Source organism: Caulobacter sp. GW821-FHT09B08 (assembly GCF_059418225.1).
In genome coordinates this window covers 56,262-75,138 of sequence record NZ_JBWKPL010000007.1, presented here as the reverse complement: position 1 = coordinate 75,138, position 18,877 = coordinate 56,262, and the positions used below count along the sequence as shown (strand labels likewise).

The 18,877-nt window shown below is 70.9% G+C and carries 17 protein-coding genes; 8 read left to right on the top strand and 9 right to left on the bottom strand.

Features of this window, described 5'->3' with window-relative positions:
• The first annotated feature begins 2 nt into the window (after nt 1-2).
• Together AC07OA_RS19095 and AC07OA_RS19090 are read left to right on the top strand one after the other, a co-directional pair.
• Nucleotides 3-914: an efflux RND transporter periplasmic adaptor subunit gene (locus AC07OA_RS19095; protein WP_494665402.1), complete on the top strand. Its 912-nt coding sequence runs from the start codon at nt 3-5 to the stop codon at nt 912-914.
• On the top strand, nt 911-2,362 hold the full coding sequence (locus AC07OA_RS19090; protein ID WP_494665401.1) for an efflux transporter outer membrane subunit: 1,452 nt from the start codon (nt 911-913) through the stop codon (nt 2,360-2,362). The genes AC07OA_RS19095 and AC07OA_RS19090 overlap by 4 nt, the downstream gene beginning before the upstream one ends.
• Before the next feature lie 154 nt (nt 2,363-2,516).
• On the opposite strand, the gene AC07OA_RS19085 is transcribed toward AC07OA_RS19090, so the two are convergent.
• A complete protein-coding gene (locus tag AC07OA_RS19085) occupies nt 2,517-3,626 on the bottom strand; it encodes a CaiB/BaiF CoA transferase family protein (RefSeq protein WP_494665400.1) in 1,110 nt (369 codons plus the stop codon).
• A gap of 137 nt (nt 3,627-3,763) precedes the next feature.
• Here AC07OA_RS19085 and AC07OA_RS19080 point away from each other — a divergent pair, with 137 nt between their 5' ends.
• Complete coding sequence (locus AC07OA_RS19080; RefSeq protein ID WP_494665399.1) at nt 3,764-4,612, top strand: aldose 1-epimerase; 849 nt, start codon at nt 3,764-3,766, stop codon at nt 4,610-4,612.
• Nucleotides 4,613-4,777: 165 nt separating this feature from the next.
• On the opposite strand, the gene fixK is transcribed toward AC07OA_RS19080, so the two are convergent.
• The 5 genes from fixK to cydD form a co-directional block, all read right to left on the bottom strand.
• Nucleotides 4,778-5,425 carry a transcriptional regulator FixK gene (gene fixK, locus AC07OA_RS19075; RefSeq protein ID WP_494665398.1) on the bottom strand — a complete coding sequence of 216 codons (648 nt, stop codon included), beginning with the start codon at nt 5,423-5,425 and terminating at the stop codon, nt 4,778-4,780.
• A 114-nt stretch (nt 5,426-5,539) separates the two neighbouring features.
• On the bottom strand, nt 5,540-6,160 hold the full coding sequence (gene fixJ / locus AC07OA_RS19070) for a response regulator FixJ (protein WP_494665397.1): 621 nt from the start codon (nt 6,158-6,160) through the stop codon (nt 5,540-5,542).
• Nucleotides 6,153-7,625, bottom strand: a complete 1,473-nt coding sequence (locus AC07OA_RS19065; protein ID WP_494665396.1) for a PAS domain S-box protein — start codon at nt 7,623-7,625, stop codon at nt 6,153-6,155. Before AC07OA_RS19065 ends, fixJ begins: the two co-directional genes overlap by 8 nt.
• Before the next feature lie 34 nt (nt 7,626-7,659).
• Nucleotides 7,660-9,258, bottom strand: coding sequence for an amino acid ABC transporter ATP-binding/permease protein (locus tag AC07OA_RS19060; protein WP_494665395.1), 1,599 nt, complete (start codon nt 9,256-9,258; stop codon nt 7,660-7,662).
• Nucleotides 9,255-10,883, bottom strand: a complete 1,629-nt coding sequence (gene cydD, locus AC07OA_RS19055) for a thiol reductant ABC exporter subunit CydD (protein WP_494665394.1) — start codon at nt 10,881-10,883, stop codon at nt 9,255-9,257. The genes AC07OA_RS19060 and cydD overlap by 4 nt, the downstream gene beginning before the upstream one ends.
• A gap of 123 nt (nt 10,884-11,006) precedes the next feature.
• On the opposite strand from cydD, the gene AC07OA_RS19050 reads away from it, so the two are divergent.
• From AC07OA_RS19050 to AC07OA_RS19030, 5 genes are all read left to right on the top strand, one after another.
• Nucleotides 11,007-12,572, top strand: a complete 1,566-nt coding sequence (locus AC07OA_RS19050) for a cytochrome ubiquinol oxidase subunit I (protein WP_494665393.1) — start codon at nt 11,007-11,009, stop codon at nt 12,570-12,572.
• 13 nt (nt 12,573-12,585) lie between these two features.
• Nucleotides 12,586-13,728, top strand: a complete 1,143-nt coding sequence (gene cydB, locus AC07OA_RS19045) for a cytochrome d ubiquinol oxidase subunit II (protein WP_494665392.1) — start codon at nt 12,586-12,588, stop codon at nt 13,726-13,728.
• A gap of 12 nt (nt 13,729-13,740) precedes the next feature.
• On the top strand, nt 13,741-13,863 hold the full coding sequence (gene cydX, locus AC07OA_RS19040) for a cytochrome bd-I oxidase subunit CydX (RefSeq protein WP_494665391.1): 123 nt from the start codon (nt 13,741-13,743) through the stop codon (nt 13,861-13,863).
• Between the two features lie 235 nt (nt 13,864-14,098).
• Complete coding sequence (locus AC07OA_RS19035; RefSeq protein ID WP_494665390.1) at nt 14,099-14,551, top strand: chemotaxis protein CheW; 453 nt, start codon at nt 14,099-14,101, stop codon at nt 14,549-14,551.
• A gap of 22 nt (nt 14,552-14,573) precedes the next feature.
• Nucleotides 14,574-15,746: a class I SAM-dependent DNA methyltransferase gene (locus AC07OA_RS19030; protein WP_494665389.1), complete on the top strand. Its 1,173-nt coding sequence runs from the start codon at nt 14,574-14,576 to the stop codon at nt 15,744-15,746.
• Nucleotides 15,747-15,752: 6 nt separating this feature from the next.
• On the opposite strand, the gene AC07OA_RS19025 is transcribed toward AC07OA_RS19030, so the two are convergent.
• The 3 genes from AC07OA_RS19025 to yidC all read right to left on the bottom strand — a co-directional run bounded on the left by AC07OA_RS19025 (nt 15,753) and on the right by yidC (nt 18,876).
• Nucleotides 15,753-16,250 carry an ASCH/PUA domain-containing protein gene (locus tag AC07OA_RS19025; RefSeq protein WP_494665388.1) on the bottom strand — a complete coding sequence of 166 codons (498 nt, stop codon included), beginning with the start codon at nt 16,248-16,250 and terminating at the stop codon, nt 15,753-15,755.
• 107 nt (nt 16,251-16,357) lie between these two features.
• On the bottom strand, nt 16,358-16,999 hold the full coding sequence (gene yihA / locus AC07OA_RS19020) for a ribosome biogenesis GTP-binding protein YihA/YsxC (RefSeq protein WP_494665387.1): 642 nt from the start codon (nt 16,997-16,999) through the stop codon (nt 16,358-16,360).
• Entirely contained in the window at nt 16,999-18,876 is a 1,878-nt protein-coding gene (yidC, locus tag AC07OA_RS19015; protein WP_494665386.1) for a membrane protein insertase YidC, read from the bottom strand. The genes yihA and yidC overlap by 1 nt, the downstream gene beginning before the upstream one ends.
• Between the last annotated feature and the right edge of the window lies 1 nt (nt 18,877).

The following is an 18,877-nucleotide window of genomic DNA, read 5'->3' as shown; positions in this document are numbered from 1 at the left end:
CCATGCCCAAGCTGAAAACCGTCCTGCTCACCGGCGCGCGCTTCGCCGTCACCGCCGCCGTCGTCGCCGCCGCCGTGGTCGGCGGCCGCGCCCTGTGGACCCACTACCAGGTCGATCCCTGGACCCGCGACGGCCGTGTCCGCGCCGACGTGGTCCAGGTGGCCCCCGATGTCTCGGGCCTGGTGACCAAGGTCCAGGCCGTCAACGACCAGAGCGTCAAGGCCGGCCAGCCGCTGTTCTATGTCGACCGCGAGCGCTACGCCCTGGCCCTGCGCCAGGCCGACGCCAATGTCGCCGCCGCCCGGGCGACCCTGGCCCAGGCCCGCCGCGAACTGGTCCGCAACCGCGCCCTGGGCGAACTGGTCGCGGCCGAGAGCACCGAGCAGAGCGCCGCCAAGGTCGAGCAGGCCGACGCGGCCCTGGCCCAGGCCGCCGCCGCCCGCGACGTGGCCAAGCTGAACCTTGACCGCACCGTGGTCTACGCCCCTACCGACGGCTTCCTGTCGGACCTGACCCTGCGCACCGGCGACTATGTCACGGCCGGCAAGCCGGTCCTGGCCCTGATCGACAGCCGCTCGTTCCGGGTCGAGGGCTACTTTGAAGAAACAAAGCTGTCGGGCCTGAAGGTCGGTATGCCGGTCTCGGTCAAGGTGATGGGCGAGCCGGGCGCCCTGAAGGGCCACATCCAGTCGATCGCCGCCGGCATCGAGGACCGCGACCGCGTGGCCGGCGCCAACCTGCTGCCCAACGTCAATCCCACCTTCAGCTGGGTGCGCCTGGCCCAGCGGGTGCCGGTGCGGGTGGCCCTGGACCAGAGGCCGGGCGACTTGCGGATGATCGCCGGCCGCACGGCGACGGTCGCGGTGCTGGGCATGGATGGGAAGCGCGGCGTCGTGACGGGAGCCGGCCGATGAGCCCGCTGCGCATTCTGCTGGCCGCCGCCTCGCTGTCGGCCCTGGCGGCCTGCACGACGGTGGGGCCGGACTACAAGGTCCCCGAGGCCGCCAAGGTCAAGGCGTCGGCCGCGCAAGGGCCGTTCATCGAGAGCGCGACCCCCGCCGTTAGCCAGGCCCCTGTGCCCGAGGGCTGGTGGAGGCTCTATGACGACCCGGTGCTGAACGGCCTGGTGCAACAGGCCCTGGTCGCCAATACCGACCTGCGGATCGCCGCCGCCAACCTGGCCCGCGCCCACGCCGTGGCGGCCGAGGCCGACGACGCCGGCGGCTTCTCGGCCGGGGCTTCGGCGGCGGCCATGCACTCGCGGGAGTCGGGCGAGCAGTTCCTGAAGGCCGAGCAGCTGCCGGTCGAGAACCTGGCCGACGTCGGGGTGAAGGTCTCCTACCAGGTCGATCTGGTGGGCCGGATCAAGCGCGCCGCCGAGGCCGCTCATGCCGACGCCGAGGCCGGCCAGGCCGCGCTCGATCTGGCCCGCGTCAGCGTCGCCGCCGACGTCGCCCGGGCCTATGTCGAGGCCTGCGCCAGCGGTCACGAACTGGCAGTGGCTCAGCATACGGTCGATCTGCAGTCGCGGAGCCTGGACGTCACTGGCAAGCTGGTCGCCGCCGGGCGCGGCACCAGCCTGGACGTCACCCGCGCCAAGGCCCAGCTGGACCTGTCGCGCGCCGCCCTGCCCACCTTCGAGAGCCGTCGCCGCGCGGCGCTCTATCGCTTGGCCACGCTCACCGGCAAGACACCGGCCGAGTTCCCGCGCGAGGTCGAGGCCTGCGTGGCGCCGCCGAAACTGTCCCAGCCTCTGCCGGTCGGCGACGGCGCGGCCCTGCTGAAGCGCCGTCCCGACGTGCGCGCCGCCGAGCGCGGCTTGGCCGGAGCCACGGCGCGGATCGGGGTGGCGACGGCGGCGCTTTATCCCAGCGTCTCGTTCGGTCTCAGCGGAGGCTCGACGGGCCTGCTGGCCGACATCGGCACGGCGCCCGCCAACCGCTGGGGCCTGTCGTCCCTGATCAGCTGGACCCTGCCGGGCGAGGGCGAGCACGCCCGCATCCGCGCCACGGAGGCCGGGGCCGACGCGGCGCTGGCGCGGTTCGACGGAACGGTGCTGAACGCCCTGCGCGAGACCGAGACCAGTCTGGCCGTCTACGCCCACGAACTGGACCGCAACGCCGCGCTGAAGTCGGCGCGGGACGAGGCGGCGACGGCGGAGGGCCAGGCCCAGACGCTGTATCGTGCGGGGAAGAGCCCGTACCTGACGGGGCTGGATGCTCAGCGGACCTTGGCCACGGCGGAGGCGGCTTTGGCGGCTTCGGATGGCGCTCTGGCGGCGGACCAGGTGAACCTGTTCCTGGCGCTGGGCGGCGGCTGGGAGAACGCGCCGGCGGTGAAGGTGGTGCAGGCGGCGCGGTAGGGCTCAGCGGCGCACCCACTTGCCCCCTTCGGGCCTTCGGCCCTCCTTCCCCCGGAGGGGGAAGAGGACGGTGAGTGTGTGCGTCCTCCGCCCCCTACGGGGGCGGACAGACCGCGAAGCGGTCAGGTGGGGGCAAGCGGGTGTGCGCCGGCTCTTAGGTTCGCCAGCCTTCGCCGCGATGCTCATCCAACCCCGGCGCCGTCGGCTCCACCCGCCCCGGTTCCTCCCGAAACACCAGCGGCGTCCCGACCACGGCATTCCCCTCGGCGTCCCGCGAAATCATCCCCCGCGCCGCCACGGCCGGATCGTCGAAAGCGTCCTTCAAGCTCCGCACCGGCGCGAAGCAAATGTCTCGCCCTTCGAACCACGCCTCCCACTCGCTCTGCGTCCGTGTACGGAATGTCTCCCGGAAGAAAGCCCGCAACGGTTCCTGCCCGGGCCCGGGCGGCAACCGCGCATAGTCCAGCAGATCGCTCCGCCCCAGCGCCTCCAGCAGGTTCGCCGCGAACTTCACCTCCGAGCCGCCCAGCACGATCCAGCGGGCATCGCTGCACTCATAGAGATTGAACATCGCCGCCCCGCCCCACGAGCGTTCGGCTTTCGGAACATTGGCGCGGCCCTCGGCGAACACCGGCCCGGTGGCGTTGGGCGTCCAGGCCATCAGGCTGTCCAGCATGGCCACGTCCAGATAGTCGCCCCGACCGGTCTTCTCCCGCCGCAGCAGGGCCATCAGCACCCCCGAGAGCGCGGTCAGGCTGGCCAGGGCGTCGGCGGCCATCAGGCCGGGCATGGCCGGCTTGCCGTCCTGGCCTTCGTTCAGCGCGACCAGCCCGGCCAGAGCCTCGACGGCCAGGTCGTGAGCCGGGCGGTCGCGATAGGGACCGGTTTGGCCGAAGGCGCTTATCGAACAGTAGACGATCCCCGGATTGACCGCCTTCACCGCCTCGTAGCCGACGCCCAGCCGGTCGACCACGCCGGGACGGAAGGCCTCGACCAGCACGTCGGCCTCGGCGGCCAGGGCCCAGAACGCCGCCTGGCCCTCGGCGCTCTTCAGGTCCAGCTGCACCGAGCGCTTGCCGCGATGGGTGTTGCGGAACCACACCGTCTGGCTGTTCGTCGACAGGCCGATATGGCGACTGGGTTCGCCCTCGCCGACCGGCTCGACCTTGATCACGTCGGCCCCGTGGTCGGCCATCATCAGGGTCAGCATGGGTCCGGGCAGGAACAGGGACAGGTCCAGGACCTTGACGCCGTCGAGCTTCATGCCGCCTCCCACCTCGTTTTGCCGATGATGCGACGGGCGTCCGTCCGCGCCTAGGGCGACGCGAGGGAAGGGCGCTTGTTTCCAGGCAGGGATGGACGTAGGCAGGCCCGCGTTACCGCTATCGCTGCCGAGGCTCCATGACCGTCGCCCTCCAGACCGCCCGCGCCCGCGTCGAGATCCTGCCCGCCCTGGGCGGCGCGGTGGGCCGCTTCACCTGGGACGGCCGCGACGTGCTGCGGCCGGCGCCGGCCGGGGCGAGCGACGTGCTGGAGACGGGCAACTTCGCCCTGGTCCCGTTCTGCAACCGCATCCGCGACGGGCGGTTCAGCTTCGGCGGCCACGACGTGACCCTGTCGCCGAACCTGGGCGACCACCCCCACGCCCTGCACGGCCAGGGCTGGCGCGTCGCCTGGACCGTGGTCTCGGCCAGCGAAACGCAGGCCGTGCTGGCCTTCGACCACGCCCCCGGCGAATGGCCCTGGGCCTATCGCGCCGAGCAGACCTTCACCCTGGGCGATGACGGCCTGCTTCAGGCGCTGTCGGTGACCAACACCGGCGACGCGCCCATGCCCGCGGGCCTGGGCTTCCACCCCTATTTCCCGGCGCGCGAGGGCGAGCGGCTGCAGGCGGGCGTCACGGGCGTGTGGATGATCGACGCCGACTGCCTGCCCACCGTCCATGTCGACGGCGCCTGGCGTTCGGACTGGGCGGCCGGGGCGCCGACGGCGGTCAGCGAGCTGATCGACAACTGCTACACGGGCTGGAACGGGGTGGCGGCCCTGTCCGCGCCGGGCGGGGCCAGCACGACCCTGACCGCTTCGTCCGAGTGCCGCTGGCTGCACGTCTATTCGCCGCCGGGCGCCGACTTCGTCTGCGCCGAACCGGTCGCCAACCGGCCCGACCCGTTCCACGGCGAGGACAGCGGGATCAAGGTCCTGGCGCCGGGCGAGACGGCGTCGGTGTGGATGCGGGTCAGCTCAAGCTGAGCCAATTATAAACTCCGTCATCCCGGGCCTTGTGCCCGGGACCCCTCTATCCGCCGCAAGTGCAGTGGTGTGGCGCGATGGCGCGCCATTGTACCTCACGTGGAAGCTGAACCAGGGGTCCCGGGCACAAGGCCCGGGATGACGGCTGAAAGGTGGGGACCGACCTCAATCCACCATCGCTTCCAGCATCTCCCGATCCCGCAGCAGCACCTTGCGGGCCGTGGGCAGGGCGATCAGGCCGTCCTGCTGGAACTGGGTGAGGGTGCGCGAGACGGTCTCGATGGTCAGGCCCAGATAGTCGGCCATGTCCTGGCGGGTCATGGGCACGTCCAGCAGGGCGTCGGCGTCGGTGCGTTCGGCCAGATCCAGCAGCAGGGCGGCGACGCGCTCGCAGGCGGCGCGGCGGCCCAGCATCAGCACGTGGTCCTGGCAGCGGCGCAGGCTTTCGGTGGCCAGTTCCAGCAGCCTACGGGCCACGTCGCCGCGTTCGTGCGACAGGGCCTCCAGCGCCGGGCGCGGCATGACCCGGACGATGGCGGGCGAGAGGGTCTGGGCCGAGGCCCGATAGGTGGCGCCGCTCTCCAGGCCGAACACCTCGCCGGCGAAGTGGAAGGCCTCGATCTGGCGGCGGCCGTCGCGCAGGATGCGGCAGGTGCGCAAGCTGCCCGAGATCACCTGATAGACCCGGTCGGCGCGCTCGCCCTCGTCGAAGATCGTCTGGTCGCGCGCGAAGCTCTGATGCAGCCCGTCCAGCACGAAGGCCGCCGGTTGGCGGGTGACCACGGCGGGGGTGGTCTGGATCACGGACAGCATGGCGATCTCCCGATCTGGTAGCGCGCACACTCTCCTCCCCGAGAGCTGGGCGGTACAGTCGGGACCTATGCCTAAGGGGGACTACCTAGGATGGCTTGAACGATCCGGGCGTGTTCAACCACCCCGTGTCGAAAGGGTCATGCGCACCAGGGCCGCCAGGTTGTCGGCTTGCATCTTGGCCATCAGCTTGGCGCGGTAGATTTCCACCGTACGCGGACTGATGCCCAGGTCGCGGGCGATCACCTTGTTGGGGTGGCCGTCGACCACGCCGTCCAGCACCTGGCGCTCGCGTTCCGACAGGGTGGCCAGGCGCTGGCGCACCACGGCGGCCTCGTCGGAGGGCTGGGCGCTGGGGGCGGGCAGGGCCGAGCCGGCCTCCAGGGCGCGGGCCACGGCGTCCAGGATGCGCGCCTCGCCGAACGGCTTTTCGATGAAGTCCACCACCCCGGCCCGCATGGCCTCGACGGCCAGGGGGATGTCGCCGTGGCCGGTGATCATCAGGATCGGCACGCGGCAGCCCCGGGCGTTCAGTTCGCGCACCAGCTCCAGCCCCGTCATGTCGGGCATGCGCATGTCGGTGATCACGCAGCCGGCCCCGTCCAGCGGCAGGGCGTCCAGCAGGGCCAGGGGCGAGGCGTGGCTGACCACCTCGAAGTCGGCCGCCTCCAGCAGGAAGGCCAGGGACTCGCGGGCGCTCTCGTCGTCGTCGACCACGTGGACCACGGTTTCACTCATCGTTTTGGTCCCCCTCGAAGGTGTCTCGTCTCGGCGGCAGGGTGAAGTGGAACACCGTCCCGCCCTTGGGATTGGCCTCGGCCCAGATGCGGCCGCCATGGGCCTCGACGATCGAGCGCGAGATCGACAGGCCCACGCCCATGCCTTCGGCCTTGGTGGTCATGAACGGCTGGAACAGCCGCTCGCGGAAGTCGTCGGAAATGCCCGAGCCGGTGTCGGTGACGCTGACCTGGACGGCGCCGCTGTCGAGCAGCTGACTCTTAATCAGCAGGTCCCGACGCGACGACTCGGCCATGGCGTCCACGGCGTTGCGGATCAGGTTGACCAGCACCTGCTGGATCTGCACCCGGTCGGCGAAGACGGCGTCGGCCTTGGGGTCCAGCTGCAGGCGGGTGGAGACCAGGTGCTCGCGGGCGCCGATCAGGGCCAGGGCGGCGGCGTCCTCCACCACCTTGGACAGGCTCTCGGGCGCGCGCTCGGTGGCCCCGCGCCGCACGAATTCGCGCATGCGGTGGATGACGTCGCCCGCCCGCAGGGCCTGGGCGGACGCCTTGTCGACGGCGTCGCGGACCTTGGCCTGGTCCTCGGGGCGGCCCCGGTCCAGCAGGCGGCGCGAACCGGTCAGCAGGTTGGCGATGGCCGACAGCGGCTGGTTCAGCTCGTGGGCCAGGGTCGAGGCCATCTCGCCCATGGCGGTCAGGCGGCTGACGTGGACCAGCTCGGTCTGCAGGTCGCGCAGGCGGGCCTCGGTGTGCTGGCGTTCGGTCAGGTCGCGGATGAAGCCGGTGTAGAACGGCCGCAGGCCCCGGGTCTCGCCGACCGCCAGCTCCATGGGGAAAGTCGAGCCGTCCTTGCGCTTGCCCACCACCACGCGGCCCGTGCCGATGATGCGGGGCTCGCGGGTGCGGCTGTAATTGGCCAGGAAGCCGTCGTGGCCCACGCGGTCGGGCTCGGGCATCAGCAGGCTGACGTTCTGGCCGATGGCCTCGGCGGCGGTCCAGCCGAACAGGCGCTCGGCGGCGGGGCTGAACGAGGTCATCAGGCCGGCGGGGTCGATGACGATCACCGCGTCGGGGGCCGAGTCGAGGATCGACTGCAGGTGATGGGTCATGGCCGCAGCCCGGGCCCGGGCGGCGTGGAACCAGCCGCCGCCGACCGACATGCCGAAACCGATCATCACGAACACCAGGCTCGACAGGGCCGTGGCCTGGTCGGGAACGCCGCGCACCTTCAGCAGCCACACCGTCCCGGCCGCCAGCACGGTGGCGAACAGGCCCGGCGCCAGGCCGCCGACCGCCGCGCTGATCAGCACCGACGGCACGAACAGCAGGAAGGCCGAGGGCGCGGTGAAACCCGGCGGCAGGGCCAGCTGGACCAGGGCGCAGGCCAGCACCGTGGCCAGGGCCGCCAGATAGGCCCGAGGACGCAGGTCGCTGTGCAGCGTGCCGGCGGAAGCCGTGGTCATCACGTGATAGCGGTCTCCGCTGCGCAAGGGTCGGCTACCCTATAGCGCCTGGCGCGGAGATTGGCAGTTCCCGTTCGCACAAGGCGCGCGGAGCGGGGCGGTGGCTGACCAGGACCAGGCCCTGGCCGGTGCGCTTGAGGCGCGCGTCCAGGCGCTGGACGACCAGGGCCTCGGTGGCGGGATCGAGGCCCTCGGTGGGTTCGTCCAGCAGCAGCCAGGGGGCGTCGCGCAGCAGGGCGCGGGCCAGGGACAGGCGCCGCCGCTCGCCGCCGGACAGGCGCTCGCCGTTCTCGCCGATCCACGTGTCCAGGCCCTGGGGCAGGGCGCGGACGCGGGCTTCCAGGGCGGCGTCGGCCAGGGCGTCCCACAGAGCTTCGTCCGAATGGGCGCCGGCCAGGGCCAGATTGGCGCGGACGGTGCCGGCGATCATCGCCGCGTCCTGTGGGGCGTGGGCGAAGGCGCGGCGCAGCACGCCGGGGTCCAGCTGCGTGACCGGCAGGCCGGCCAGGGTCAGGGTCCGGCCCGTCGTGGCGCGCAGGGCCAGGAGTTGCTCCAGCACCGTGGTCTTGCCGCAGCCGGAGGGGCCGGTCAGGACCAGGCGTTCGCCGGGCTTCAGCGTCAGGTCGTCCAGCGCCAGGCGGGGATTCAGCAGGGCCAGGTTCGAGGGGGCGGCGGGGGCGTGGACCAGCACCGCGTCCAGCCGCTGGGCCGCGGCGTCGGCGGCGGCGTCCTGCTCGAACGCCTTGCCCAGGCCTGCGAGACCTTCCAGCGCCATGGCCGTGGCCAGTCCCGCCATGGCCGCCAGGGGCGTGGCGGCGTCGTGGGCGAAGGCCAGGACCAGGGCGACGGCCAGGCCCAGCACCCCGCCTTGCAGCACCATCAGCCAGCCGGAGGCGGCGACGGCCTGGCGCTTGAGCGCGTCCAGCGCCGCGCCCTTGGCGGCGATCTCGGCGGCGGCGCGGTCCTGCACGCCATAGACCCGCAGCTCGGGCGCGGCGGCGGCATAGGCGGCCAGGGCGTCCTTCAGGTCTCCGGCGGCCCGCTGGATCGCGGGGCCGGAGCCGGCGGTCAGGCGGCGGGCCAGGGCGCGGGTGGCGACCAGGGTGACGGCCACGGCCAGGACCACCGTCGCGGCCGCGCCCCAGCCGGCGGGGGCGGTCATGGCCAGGCCCGCCGCCACCGCCGCGCCGGCGCCCCAGGGGGCCGAGAGGCGGATGAAGCGGGTCTCCACCGCGTCGACGTCCTGCACCAGCCGGGCCGAGGCCTCGCCGCGCGACAGGGCCAGGGCCTGCGCGGGCGGGGCGGCGGCGAGGGCGGCGTAGAGCCTGGGGCGGATGGCGGCCAGGGCCTTCAGGGCGGCGGCGTGGCCGGAGAGGCGCTCCAGATAGCGGAAGGCGGTGCGCAGAATCGCCAGCAGGCGGATGCCGGCGCTGGGCAGCAGCACGTTGAAGGCCTGGGCGGCGGCCAGGCCCGCGACGCCGGCGATGGCCGCCCCGGTCAGGAACCAGCCCGATAGGCCCAGCAGCAGCACCGCCCCGGCCCCGACGATGGCGGCCGAGATCGCGGCCAAGCGCAGGCCGTCGGCGTGGCGCTTGCGCTGGTCGCGGATCAGCTTGGCGAGGGGGCTGCTCATAACCTCACCACCCGGTCGGCGATGGCGGCGACGGCCTCGGAATGGGTGGCGATCAGGGTCGTGCGGCCTTCCGCGGTGTGGGCCAGGATCGGCAGCAGGGCCAGCTCGCTGGCGGCGTCGAGGTCGGCGGTGGGCTCGTCCAGCAGCAGGATCGGGGCGGGCTTGAGGATGGCGCGGGCCAGGCCCAGCCGCCGCCGCTCGCCGCCGGACAGGCCGGCGCCGCGCTCGTCGAGGACGGCGTCCAGTCCGCCACGGCCGGCGAGGACGGCGTCCAGGCCGACGGCGCGAGCGGTCTGCTCCAGGTCGCGGCGGCCGGCGTCCGGCCAGGCCAGGGCCAGGTTGTCGGCCAGGGTTCCGGGCAGGATCACCGGCGCCTGTCCGGCCCAGGCGACCGACGGCGCTAGCGAGCCCAGGTGCGACAGGCGCTCGTCCCCGACCAGCACCTCGCCGCCGCTCAGGGGCGCCAGGCCCAGCAGCAGATTCAGAAGCGTGGTCTTGCCGCTGCCGCTGGAACCCAGCAGGGCGACCAGCTCGCCGGGCGCGACTTCCAGGTCGAAACCGTTGAGCACGGGGATCTCGTCATAGGTCACGGTCACCGCCTGGAAGCGGATGGCCGGCGGGGCGTCGAAGACGGCCGGGGCGGGAGGCGGCGCCGGAGTGGGCAGGGCGGCCAGGGTCAGGGCGGCGGCCTCGGCGGCCTGGCGGTCGTGATAGGCGGCGGCCAGGCGGCGCAGCGGAGCGTAGACCTCCGGCGCCAGGGCCAGGGCGAAGAAGGCGCGCTTGAGGTCCAGCTGTTCGGGAACCGGGAAGGGCAGCAGGCGCAGCAGGTTGAAGCCGCAATAGACCGCCACCAGGGCCACCGACAGGGCGGCGAAGAACTCCAGGGCTCCGGACGACAGGAAGGCGACCCTCAGCACACGGATCGTGCGCCGGGCCAGGTCGTCGGCGGCGACGGAGAGGTCACGGGTCACGCTGCCCTCGGCCTGGAAGGCCAGCACCACGGGCAGGGCGCGGACCCGGTCCAGGAACAGGCCCGACAACCGTTCCAGGGCCAGGAACTGCCGCCGCGACTCCTCGGCCGCCGCCCCGCCGGCCAGGGCCATGACCAGGCCGAACGGGACCAGGGTGGCCAGCAGGATCCCGGCCGCCACGGGCGTGGCCACGGCGATGGCGGCGATGATCAGCAGGGGCGCGACGACAGAGGCCGTCCGGTTCGGCGAGAAGCGGGAGAAATGGCCGTCCAGCGCCTCGACCCCCTCGACCACGGCGGCCAGGGCCTCGCCGCCGGCCGTGCGTCCGCCCAGCACCGAGGCGACGGCGTCCTGGCGGGCCCTGGCCTTGATCCCGGCGGCGGCCTTGGCCCCGGCGTCGGCGGCGCGGCTGGCCAGCAGGCCGCGCGCCAGGGCGGCGACCGCGATCAGCGCCAGCCAGGGCGTGGCGGCGGCAAGGCCGCGCGGCAGGGCGTCGATGGCCAGGGCCAGGCCGGCGGCGAAGGCGATGGCGGCGAGCACGTCGACCACCAGCCACAGTGACGCGGCGCGGGCCGACGGTCCGGCCGCCTTGGACAGGGTCTTCAGCCAGGGCCGCGCGACGGCGTCGAGGTCGGCGGTGAAACTGGCGGACATGAGCCGTTGTTAGGAGCAGGGGACGAGGGCGTCCTTGATCCGGATCAAAGCGCCCTGGCCACAACGCGTCTAGGGGTGGAAAGTCCTTGGTGGACCGATCGCCAACGACAACCGGAGCAATTCATGGATCCCGCCGTCGTCGACCTATCCCGGCTGCAGTTCGCCCTGACGGCGCTGTACCACTTCCTCTTCGTGCCCCTGACCCTGGGCCTCTCCTTCATGCTGGTGATCATGGAGAGCGTCTATGTGATGACCAAGCGGCCCGTCTGGCGCACCACCACGCGCTTCTGGGGCACGCTGTTCGGCATCAACTTCGTGCTGGGCGTGGCCACCGGCCTGACCATGGAATTCCAGTTCGGCATGAACTGGTCCTACTACTCGCACTATGTCGGCGACATCTTCGGCGCGCCCCTGGCCATCGAGGGCCTGATGGCCTTCTTCCTGGAGGCCACGTTCGTGGGCCTGATGTTCTTCGGCTGGGACAAGCTGAAGCCGGTCACCCACCTCCTCGTCACCTTCCTGGTGGCCCTGGGCACCAACCTGTCGGCCCTGTGGATCCTGATCGCCAACGGCTGGATGCAGAACCCGGTCGGCGCGGCCTTCAATCCCGACACCCTGCGCATGGAGGTCGTCGACTTCCGGGCGGTCATCTTCAACCCGGTGGCCCAGGCCAAGTTCGTGCACACCGTCAGCGCCGGCTACACCATCGCCGCCGTCTTCGTGCTGGGGATCAGCGCCTTCTACCTTCTGAAAGGCCGCCACGTAAGCGTGGCCAAGCGCTCGCTGACCGTCGCCGCCGCCTTCGGCCTGGCGTCCTCGCTGTCGGTGGTCGTGCTGGGCGACGAGAGCGGCTACGCCCTGACCGACAACCAGAAAATGAAGCTGGCCGCCCTGGAGGCCATGTGGGAGACCGAGCCCGCCCCGGCCGGCCTGACCGCCTTCGGCATCCCGGATCTCAAGGACCGCACCACCCACGCCGAGATCAAGATCCCCTATGTGCTGGGCCTGATCTCGACCCGGAGTCTGGACCGTCCCGTGGCCGGCATCTTCGAGCTGGTGGCCCAGGCCGAGACGCGCATCGAAAGCGGCCTCGTCGCCTACAACGCGCTTGAGACCCTGAAGGCCAATCCGACCGACCTGGCGGCGCGCGGCGTCTTCGAGACCCACCGCCGCGACCTCGGCTACGCCCTGCTGCTGAAACGCTACGTCGCCGACCCGCGCATGGCCGACAAGGCCCTGATCCAGAAGACGGCCTGGGACACCGTGCCCAACGTGCCGGTGATGTTCTGGGCGTTCCGCATCATGGCCGGCATCGGCTTCCTGATGATCGCCCTGTTCGCCACCGCCTTCATTCTGGTCTCGCTGCGCAAGCACGATACGCGCTGGTTCCTGCTGCTCGCCGTGACCGCCATCCCGCTGCCGTGGATCTCGACGGAGCTGGGCTGGGTGCTGGCCGAGGTGGGGCGCCAGCCCTGGGCGGTGGAGGGCGTGCTGCCCACCTTCCTCGCCCCCTCGTCGCTGAGCGTGGCCCAACTGCTGACCAGCATCGTCGTCTTCACCCTGCTCTACGGCGCCCTGGCGGTGGTCGAGGTCGGGCTGATCCTCAAGACCATCAAGAAGGGCCCGTTCGCCGAGCAGGAAGCCTTCCCGTCCTTCAGCGGCCCCCAGGCCGGCGAAGCCGTCGCCTAAGGAGATCGGACCCATGGAACTTCCCATCGACTATCCGACGCTGCGCCTGATCTGGTGGGGCCTGCTGGGCATCCTGCTGATCGGCTTCGCCCTGACCGACGGCTTCGACATGGGCGTCGGCGCGCTACTCCCCTTCGTCGCCCGCACCGACGAGGAGCGCCGCATGGTGATCAACACCGTCGGCGCCACCTGGGAGGGCAACCAGGTGTGGTTCATCACCGGCGGGGCCGCGATCTTCGCGGCCTGGCCGCTGGTCTACGGCGTCAGCTTCTCGGGCTTTTATCTGGCCATCTTCCTGGTGCTGACGGCGATGATCCTGAGGCCGGTCGGCTTCAAGTACCGGTCCAAGCGGCCGGACGCCCGCTGGCGCTCGTTCTGGGACTGGGCGCTGTTCGTCGGCGGTTTCGTGCCGGTGCTGGTGTTCGGCGTGGCCGTGGGCAACGTGCTGCAGGGCGCGCCGTTCAAGCTGGATGGCGACCTGCGCAGCACCTATCACGGCGCCTTCTTCGGCCTGTTCACCCCCTTCACCCTGGTCTGCGGCCTGCTGTCGGTCGCCATGCTGGTGCTGCACGGCGCGGCCTGGCTGGGGGTGAAGGCCGAGGCCGGGGCGGTGCAGGACCGCGCCCGCAAGTTCGGGACCGGGGCCGGCATCGCCACCCTGCTGCTGTTTCTGGTCGGGGGCCTTCTGGCCACGCGCCTGGGCTTCCGGCTGGAAGGCGCGTTCGACCCCGCCGGCCCATCCAACCCGCTGCGCATGACCACCGTCGCCGCGCCCGGCGCCTGGTTCGACAATTTCGGCCGCCATCCGTGGATGCTGATCGCGCCGGTCCTGGGCTTCGTGGGCGCGCTGGTCGCCCTGCTGGGCCTGTGGCGGCGTTCGGCCCCGCTGGCCTTCGGCGGGTCGTCGGCCTCGGCGGCGGGGATCATCGCCACGGTGGGCGCCTCGATGTTCCCGTTCATCCTGCCCAGCACCGTGGACGCCCATTCCAGCCTGACGGTGTGGAACGCCTCGTCCAGCCACTCGACCCTGTTCATCATGCTGATCGTGGTGGTGGTGCTGATGCCCGTCGTCCTGGCCTACACCGCCTGGGTCTACAAGGTGCTGTGGGGCCGTACGAGCACCGCCGCCCTGAAGACCGATCCCGCCCTGTACTGAGGAATTTCCGCCATGTGGTATTTCACCTGGATCCTTGGCCTGGGCCTGGCGCTGGCCTTCGGGGTGCTGAACGGCGTCTGGTACGAGTTCAACCTGACCGACGACGGCGACCTGGGGACGTCGGAGGCGGACTAGCGTCGGCCAGACGCCCCTGTGTTACGCGGGGGAGGAGAGGGGCGGCGCCCGCTTCTCCTCACCCGTGCAGCGGGGGCAGGCGCAGGGAGCATTTTCGCCCCGACGCGACAATTCGACGCCGTCCTGTAAGCGTCGCATTAACCGTTATTAAACGGCGCTCGGGCTCTTCTGGCAGTCGACGCGAAACCGGTTTTCGGCCTTTCGCCAGAACCTTTCGAGCCTTCGGGACCTGACCATGACCGACCACGCCGAACCCGCCCTGGAACTGATCTCGTTCTGCATCGGCGAGCAGGAATTCTGCATCGACGTGAAGACCGTCCGCGAGATCCGCGGCTGGACCCCGGCCACGCCGATCCCGCACGCCCCCGCCTTCCTGAAGGGCGTCATCAACCTGCGCGGCGCGATCATGCCGGTCATCGACCTGCGCAACCGCCTGGGCCTGGGCGTGACCGTTCCCGAGACCCGCCACGTGATCGTGGTCGTGGAATGCGAAGACCGTCTGGCCGGCATTCTGGTGGACGCCGTCAGCGAGACCTTCACCGTGTCGCGCGAGCACCTGCAGCCGACCCCGGACCTGGGCACCGACGAGCTGCGCTTCATCCAGGCGATCATCTCGATGGAAAGCCGCCTGATCACCTATCTGCGCATGGAAGACGTCTTCCCGGCCCAGGTCAGCCAGGCGGCGTAAGCCCCGCTCCGGCTCCCCCTAAGTGACCGAACTCACCGCGGCCGACTGGTTCGATCGCGGCGTCGCGGCCAGCAACGACGGCCGCCAGGTCGAGGCCGAAGCCGCCTTCCGGGCCGTGCTGGCCATCGATCCCGCTCATGGCGAGGCGCATTTCGGCCTGGGCCTGACCCTGATGGCCGAGCGCCGCTTCGCCGAGGCCGCGCCCAGCCTGCGCCGCGCCGCCGACACGCCGGGCGCGCCGGCCCTCTGGTGGACCTGTCTCGGCCAGGCGCTCTATATGGGCGGGGCCTTCGCCGACGCCGTCTCAGCCTTCGACGCGGCCGAGCGCCTGGAACCGCTGCTCGAGAACGCCGACCTGACCCGGGCCCAGGCCCGAGCCTTCGCCACCATGATCGACGGCGACGTTGAGGCCGCCCTGGCGCCCTATCCCGACAACGCCCTGGCCATCGCCCGCGAGGCGTTCGCGGTCTTCGGCGTGTTCGGCTATCTGGACGCGGCCCGCGCGGTGGGCGCCTGGATCGTCGCCCAGGCCCCGTCCGACCCCGTTCCCGCCTACATGTTGCAGGTGCTGGCCGATCCCACGGTGACGCGGGCGCCGCCGGCCTATGTCGAAGCCCATTTCGACGCCTTCGCCGAGCGGTTCGACTATCAGCTGGTCGACATGCTGGACTATCGCGCGCCCGAATGGCTGGCCCAGCTGCTGGCGGACCACGCCGACGGCTTTTCCGAGATCCTGGACTTGGGCTGCGGCACGGGCCTAGCGGCCGCGCCCCTGGCCCCGTTCGGCGGACGGCTGACCGGGGTCGACCTGTCGGGGGCGATGCTGGCCAAGGCCAGCGAGCGCGAGGCCTATGGCGAACTGGTCCAGGCCGACGCGGTGACCTTCCTGCGCGAACGGCCCGCCGCCTTCGACCTGATCTTCAGCGCCGACGTGCTGATCTATTTCGGCGACCTGGCCGAACTGTTCGCTGCCGCGACCGCCGCCCTTCGGCCTGGCGGCTGCCTGGCGGTCAGCATCGAACTGGCCCAGCAGGACTGGACGGTCCTGACCTCGGGCCGCTTCGCCCACGGCGACGCCTATGTCCGTCGCCTGCTGGCGCCGGCCTTCGACCTGTTGGCGCACCGCACCATCCCGCTGCGGCGGGAAGGGACGGGCGTGGCGGAGGGGGCGCTCTACGTCCTGAGGCGACGCTAGGGAGGGCTAGTTGCCGCGAACGATCCGCGCGGCGGCGGCGTGGAACGCGGCTTCGGCCTCGGCCGCGGCGGCCACGGCGTTGTGGCGGTCGGCGGCCACCGGCATGGCGGCGCGGCCGGTGTTGGGGGCCGCGTAGCTCTGGGCCACCTTGCGGGAGTCCTGGGCGCGCAGGGCGGCGTTGTTGGACACCGTCTCGTGCCACTGGGCCAGCTTGCCCGCCGTCAGGGCGTCGTCGGCCGGCAGGTCGCCGTGATGCACCACTTCGCCGAAGCCGATGGCCACGAAGCCGTGGATGACGCCGTAGTCCTCTTCCGACAGCAGGAAGGTGATCTGCCGCTCCTCGACCTGGCCGGTATAGACGTCCTGCTCCGGATCGAACTCGCGCAGCACCAGCACGTCGCCGACGGCGAACTCGCGGTCGTTGCGGCGGATCTCGAAGCGCTTCTTGCCCGAGCGCACGGCGGCGAAATACTGGGGCCAGGTCTTCAGTTCGTGACGGGTCATGGGAGATTCTCGGAAACGGGAGGCGTGGCCTTAGCCGGCGGACGTCGCCGGAAGGTTAAGGCCTGGAAGCGATGTTGTGGACTCCTCCGCGTGTGGAGGAAACCGGTTCAGGTCAGACAGGTCCGGGCGATCTCGGCGCGCAGCTCGGGCAGGCCGTAGCCCTTCTCCGACGAGGTGGCCATGACGAGCGGGAAGGCCGCCGGTCGCTTGGCGATGGCCTTCTGGGTCTTGGCGACCGTCTCGTCCAGCTCGGCCTTCTTGATCTTGTCGGCCTTGGTCAGGACGATCTGGTAGGAGACCGCCGCCACGTCCAGGGCGTCCAGGGCCTCGGTGTCCACCGACTTCAGCCCATGGCGGGCGTCGATCAGCAGGTAGACGCGTTTCAGGTTCACCCGCCCGCGCAGATAGGCGCGGCCCAGGTCCTGGAACTTGTCGGCCACCGTCTTGGACACCCGCGCGAAGCCGTAGCCCGGCAGGTCGACCAGGCGCAGCTTCTCGGCCAGCACGAAGAAGTTGACCTCCCGCGTGCGCCCCGGCGAGTTGGAGGCGCGCGCCAGGTGGTTCTGGCCGACCAGCCCGTTGATCAGGCTGGACTTGCCGACGTTCGAGCGGCCGGCGAAGGCCACCTCGGGCAGGCTGGGGGGCGGCATGCCGTCCATCCGCACCGCGCCCATCATGAAGGTCGCCGGCTGGGCGAACAGCACGCGGGCGGCCTCGATGTCCTCTTCGCTGTAGTCCAGCTCGTCCATCAGGTGGCCTCGACGGACTTGCCGCGCAGCTTGGCGATCAGCTGGTCGATCGGGTTCTCGACCTTGTAGCGGTGCATGATGATGTACTGCTGGATGATCGTCAGCACGTTGCTCCAGCACCAGTAGATCACCAGGCCCACGGCGAAGCCCGACAGGGTGAAGGTGAAGATGATCGGGAAGAACTGGAAGATCTTCTGCTGCACGGGGTCGCCGGCCGGCGGGTTCATCGCCGTGGTCAGCCACATGGTGATGCCGTAGAGCAGCGGCCACACGCCCAGGTGGGCGATCGAGGCGCCCAGGAACGGCAGGGTCGCCGGATCCCAGGGGATCAGGCCGAACAGGTTGAACAGGCTGGTCGGCTCGGGGGCCGACAGGTCGACGATCCAGCCGAAGAACGGCGCGTGCCGCATCTCGATGGTCACCGTCAGCACCTTGTACAGCGAGTAGAAGACCGGGATCTGGATCAGCATGGGCACGCAGCCCATCATCGGATTGATCTTCTCCTTGGCGTACAGGCCCATCATCTCCTGCTGCTGTTTCGCAGGATCGTCCTTGAACTTGGCCTTCAGCTTTTCGACCTCGGGGGCGATCTTCTTCATCTTCGCCATCGACTCGTAGCTCTTGTCGGCCAGCGGGAAGAGGGCGAGCTTCAGCAGCACGGTCAGGGCCATGATGGCCACGCCGAAGTTGGCGGTCAGCTTGTAGAAGATCTCCAGGATGTTGAAGATCGGGCGGGTGAAGAACCAGAACATGCCCCAGTCGACGGCCTTGTCGAAGCTGGGCACCACCTCGGCCGGACGGTTCCAGAACTGCCACCAGACCACCGGCTTGCCGCCGTACTGATAGCGGGTCAGCAGCGGCACGGTCTTGGCGCCGGCGAACAAGCGGGTGGTGTTGGTCACGGTGGCGCCGGCCGCCAACTGGCGGGCCGAACCGGCGAAGGCCGACTCGTAGATGTCCACGCCGTTGTACGGGGTGACCTTGAAGCGGCCCTTGATGGTCTCGTTCTGCTCGGGGATCAGGGCCGACAGCCAGTACTTGTCGGTCATGCCGATCCAGCCGCCCTTGGAGGCCAGGTCGCTCTGGTCGGGGCGATCCTTCTTCCACTTGGGATACTTGGCCTTGTCCTGCAGCAGGTACTTGCCGTTCTCGACGCCGTCGATGCCGCCCAGAACGCCGATGCCGCCCTCGTAGACGATCTGGGTCTTGCCCAGGCCGTGCGGGCCTTCGGTGGGGATGCCCTGGCGCTGGACCGAGGCGTAGGGGGCCACGATCAGGCCGTTGGGGCCGGCGTTGCGGACGCTGTCGGCGACCGTGAACATGGCGTCGGCGTCGACCGATATGGTGCGGGTGAAGACCTGCCCCTGGCCGTTGTCATAGGTCAGGACGACCGGGGTCGTCGGGGTCAGGGTCTGGCCGGGCGCGGCGGTCCAGACGGTCTGGGTGCCCGGCGCGCCGGGGATGCCGCTCCAGCCGAAGTCGGCGAACCAGGCGTGCTCGGCGCCCTCGGGGCGGAACAGCTCGACCGGCGGGGAGTCCTTCTTGACCGTCTGGGTGTAGCGCTTGAGCCAGAGGTCGTCGATCCGCGCGCCCTTCAGGGCGATCGAGCCCGACAGGGCCGGGGTGTCGACCGCGATGCGCGGGCTCTGGGCCTTGGCCGCGTCGCGCGACAGGGTCAGGGGACGTGGCGTGCCGTCCGCGCCGATGGTCATGCCCGGCTGCAGGGCGACCTTGGCCTCGGCGGCCTTCTTGGCCTGCTGGGCGGCGGCTTCCTTGCGCTGCTGAGGTCCGGCGTACAGGAACTGATAGCCGATCAGGATGGCGAACGCGCAGACGAGGAACATCAGCGTGTTTTTGTTGTCGTTCTGCTGCTGCATG